General features: G+C 65.2%; 3 protein-coding genes and 1 pseudogene. 1 reads left to right on the top strand and 3 read right to left on the bottom strand.

What is annotated here, in order from left to right:
- Window positions 1-440, top strand: a pseudogene (locus OJI97_RS01740) (right-handed parallel beta-helix repeat-containing protein); the annotation flags it as partial.
- A gap of 146 nt (window positions 441-586) precedes the next feature.
- Here the strand turns inward: OJI97_RS01740 and OJI97_RS01735 are convergent.
- The 3 genes from OJI97_RS01735 to OJI97_RS01725 all read right to left on the bottom strand — a co-directional run bounded on the left by OJI97_RS01735 (window position 587) and on the right by OJI97_RS01725 (window position 2,184).
- Complete coding sequence (locus OJI97_RS01735; RefSeq protein WP_297660441.1) at window positions 587-1,093, bottom strand: YbjN domain-containing protein; 507 nt, start codon at window positions 1,091-1,093, stop codon at window positions 587-589.
- A 169-nt stretch (window positions 1,094-1,262) separates the two neighbouring features.
- Window positions 1,263-1,595 carry an accessory factor UbiK family protein gene (locus OJI97_RS01730; RefSeq protein WP_297660438.1) on the bottom strand — a complete coding sequence of 111 codons (333 nt, stop codon included), beginning with the start codon at window positions 1,593-1,595 and terminating at the stop codon, window positions 1,263-1,265.
- Between the two features lie 37 nt (window positions 1,596-1,632).
- Window positions 1,633-2,184, bottom strand: coding sequence for a TspO/MBR family protein (locus OJI97_RS01725; RefSeq protein ID WP_297660436.1), 552 nt, complete (start codon window positions 2,182-2,184; stop codon window positions 1,633-1,635).
- Between the last annotated feature and the right edge of the window lie 190 nt (window positions 2,185-2,374).

The raw sequence follows: 2,374 nt of genomic DNA, 5'->3' as shown, positions 1-2,374 counted from the left end.
GCGGGCTGAGCTGCGCGCACAGCGTCTATACCGGCGACTATGGCCGCGTCGTCGTCACCCGCACGCGCTTCGAAAAGGGCAGCGGCGGCCATTATCTCAAGACGCGCGCGGCGGTCGTCGACGTCAGCGACAACAGCTTCGACGACACGCAGGGCAAGGCGACCAATTATATGATCGACCTGCCGGCGGGGTCGACGGGGCGGATCGTCAACAATCTGTTCGTGCAAGGGGCCGACAAGGAAAATCACTCGGCCTTCATCGCGGTCGCCGCCGAAGCGCGCGACCATCCCTCGCGCGGCCTCGCCATTTCGGGCAACCGGGCGAGCCTGTCGCCCGAGGTAAGCTGGCCGTCGGTGTTCGTCGCCGACTGGAGCGGCGAGCCGCTGGCGATCGGTGCGAACGAGCTGGGGACGCGGATCACGAAGTTCGAGAAGAGATGAGCGGACTGGCCTCGGGCCTCCACACCTCGTCATTGCGAGCGTAGCGAAGCAATCCAGGGCGGTTTACGCGACTCTGGATTGCTTCGCTTCGCTCGCAATGACGAGCTTTGTTGATTGGCGGAGCGCCGAAACAAACCGAAACAAACTTACGCCTCGCCGCGCGTCTCGATCAGCGAGGCGGCGAGCGCTTCGGCGGGGGTCTTGCCGCCCCACAGCACGAACTGGAACACCGGATAGAAGCGCTCGCATTCGTCGATCGCGCTTTCGATCAGCGTCTCGGCGAGGTCGAGCGGCAGTTGCGCGTTGCTGCCGACGAGCATCCCGTGGCGATAAAGGATCGTGCCGCTGTTCGACCACAGCTCGAAATGGCCGAGCCAAAGCTGTTCGTTGATCATCGCCAGCGCTTCGTGCGCGACGGCGCGCTTGTCCTCGACGACGCGGATGTCGGGGAAGGCGAGCAGCTGGATCACCCCGTCCTCGGGACGCCACACCGCGCGCAGCTCATAGGCGGTCCAGCTTCCCTGCGCGGTCGCGACGATCTCGTCCTCGCCGACCATCTCGTGCGGCCAGTCGTGCGCGGCGAAATAGGAAGCGATCATGTCGATCGGCGCCGCTTCCTGGCCGTCTTCGTCGTCGTAGATATCGTCACTCATGCGGGCCCTTTAGCGGGTGTTGCGGCAGGTGGCGAGTCCGCAACCCGCGCGTGACAGGTCATCCCGGCGAAGCCTGTCCCGAGCGCCTGCAAGGCAGTCGAGGGGGCCGGGATCTCGCCGGTATAGCTAAAACGCAGGGTCGAGACCCCGGCCTTCGCCGGGGTGACGATCATTTTTTGGGTGCGGCCTTCGGTTTCGCCGCCGGCTTCGCTGCCGCCTTGGCCGCAGGCTTCGCAGCTGCCTTAGGCGCCGCGGCCGGCTTGGCCGCGCCTTCCAGCTTGTCGAGCCGCGCCTTCAGCGTTTCGGCTTCGGCGCGCGCGCGCGCGGCCATTTCCTTCACCGCCTCGAACTCCTCGCGGCTGACGAAGTCCATGCGGCCGACGAATTCCTTCGCGCGCTCGCGCATCGCGGCCTCGGCCTCGCGGCCGGCGCCCGCGACGGTGCCGGCGATGCCGTTCACCATCTTCGCCAGATCGTCGAAAAAGCGGTTCTCGCTCTGCATTATCAAAATTCCTTCGTCGGGGAGATGATCCCTTGCCTCACCCTATCTGGGTGCTGGCGGCGGCGGGGACAAGGGTTTCGGCGCCGGGATTGCGCTGGTCGATCTGGAAATTGAGGATCACCGCGAACAGGAGCCACGCCATATAAGGGACGAGCAGCCACGCCGCCGCCTTGCGGATCGGCGCGAAGGCAAAGGCGGTCGCGACGGTCACCATCAGGATGAAAATGATCAGGTAAAGCGCCGTCGTCACCTGATGCGCGCCGAAGAAGAGCGGCGACCAGGCGAAATTGGCGGCGAGCTGGACGAAGAAAAGCAGCAGCGCGAAACCGCGCCCCTTCGCGCCGCGCGCGTGCAGCACCATCGCGAGCGACAGGCCGAGACCGATATAGAGCAAGGGCCAGACCAGCGCGAACACCCAGCCCGGCGGCGTGATGGCGGGCAGGTTCAGCGCGGCGAACCAGCGGTTGCCATAGCCGCTGTTCGAGAGCAGCCCGGACAGGCTGCCGATCAGCACGATCGCCGGCACGGTCACCATCGCCCAGCGCCAATAGGACATGCGGAGCTGGTCGGGCGTGGCAATCTCGCTCATGCTTGGCTGGTCCCCTTTCGCGATTCTGCGGGTTACAGGTGTTGCGGCTGGAATTTACGCCGTCAAGCGGCTCGCTTCGTCGATGGTGACATAGTTTGGCTTCGAAAAGCTTCGCCTATCCTCCCCGTCACCCCGGACATGATACGGGGGACCGCCATACACCCGTTGTGTGAGGGGACCCCGAAAAAGA

Source organism: Sphingopyxis sp. (assembly GCF_025869345.1).
Taxonomy (GTDB): domain Bacteria; phylum Pseudomonadota; class Alphaproteobacteria; order Sphingomonadales; family Sphingomonadaceae; genus Sphingopyxis.
The sequence above is the reverse complement of the archived record's forward strand: the minus strand, read 5'-3'. Positions and strand labels throughout refer to the sequence as shown.

Excerpts from the sequence above, each read along its gene's own strand:
- OJI97_RS01730 (WP_297660438.1), bottom strand. The coding sequence starts at position 1,595 with ATGCAGAGCGAGAACCGCTTTTTCGACGATCTGGCGAAGATGGTGAAC.
- OJI97_RS01735 (WP_297660441.1), bottom strand. The coding sequence starts at position 1,093 with ATGAGTGACGATATCTACGACGACGAAGACGGCCAGGAAGCGGCGCCG.
- OJI97_RS01725 (WP_297660436.1), bottom strand. The coding sequence starts at position 2,184 with ATGAGCGAGATTGCCACGCCCGACCAGCTCCGCATGTCCTATTGGCGC.